Source organism: Actinoplanes sp. NPDC051411, from assembly GCF_040682075.1.
Lineage (GTDB): Bacteria > Actinomycetota > Actinomycetes > Mycobacteriales > Micromonosporaceae > Actinoplanes.
Genome location: NZ_JBFBAD010000296.1, coordinates 1 through 1,285 on the forward strand (window position 1 = coordinate 1; position 1,285 = coordinate 1,285).

At 63.4% G+C, this 1,285-nt stretch carries 1 pseudogene; it reads left to right on the forward strand.

Going from position 1 to position 1,285, the window contains the following annotated elements:
• Positions 1–69: 69 nt before the first annotated feature.
• Positions 70–1,285, forward strand: a pseudogene (locus tag AB0M88_RS53310) (IS3 family transposase); the annotation flags it as partial.

A 1,285-nucleotide genomic window follows, 5' to 3' on the forward strand; every position in this document is an offset into this window, starting at 1 on the left:
TGAGCTTCCCCCAGTTTTCCGGACACCTGAGGTGAGGTGGATGACGGCTTCCAGGAAGGATGTCGTGTCATGCCTGCTCCTCACCCTGTCGAGTTCCGCCGGCGCGCGGTTCAGTTGGCCCGCACCGGGGACAAACCGGTCGGCGTGTTGGCGAAGGAACTTGGGATCAGCGAGTCCTGCCTACGTAACTGGCTGGCCCAGGCTGATACCGACGACGCCGGCGGCGGTACGGGCCGGCTGACCAGCGCCGAGAAGACCGAGTTGACCGAGTTGCGCCGCCGTAACCGCCAGCTCGAGGTGGAGAACGAGATCCTCAAACGGGCGGCCGCGTATTTCGCCCGGGAGAACATCCTCCCAAAGTAGCGTTCCGGCTGGTTCGAGAGCTCGCCGACGACGGCATCGACGTCACGGTCACCTGCCGGTTATTGGGCGTGTCCAGGTCCGGATATTACGAATGGAAAGACCGGCCGCCCTCGGCGCGGGAACTGGAAAACGAGTTGCTGCTGCGGCGAATCGAGAAAATCCATGCCGACCCGAAGATGAAATCGTACGGATCCCCGCGGGTGCACGCCGAGCTGACCCTCGGCATGGGTCTGCAGGTGAACGAGAAACGCGTGGCCCGGCTGATGCGTGAAGCTGGCATCCAGGGCCTGTACTACCGGCGCCGGTCCTGGACCACCGTCCGGGACCCGGACGCCGAACCGTGGGCGGACCTGGTCAACCGCCAGTTCGACGTGGACGCGCCGAACCTGTTGTGGCTGACCGACATCACCGAACACCCCACCGGCGAGGGCAAGTGGTACTGCGCCGCGGTCATGGACGCCTACAGCAGGCGGATCATCGGCTACAGCATGGCCGACCATCTCCGCACCGAACTGGTCCTGGACGCGTTGTCGATGGCCATCACCCGCCGGCCGCCGGCCCGGCAGGAAACCATTCTGCATTCCGATCACGGAGCGCAATATACGTCTTGGGATTTCGGGCAGCGGCTCCGGAAATCGGGTCTGCTCGGATCCATGGGCACGGTCGGTGACTGCTACGACAACGCGATGATGGAATCCTTTTGGGGAACCCTGCAACTGGAAGTACTCGACCGCCGGAAATGGAGTACCCGCGACGAGCTTGCCAACGCCGTCTTCGAATGGATAGAGTGCTGGTACAACCCGAAACGACGCCATTCCAGCCTTGGTATGCGCAGCCCGATCGAGTTCGAGAAGCTCCACACCCCGTCAGATCACGACCGTTGACCCCACACCTCGGGTGTCCGGCATACGGGGGAATCTCA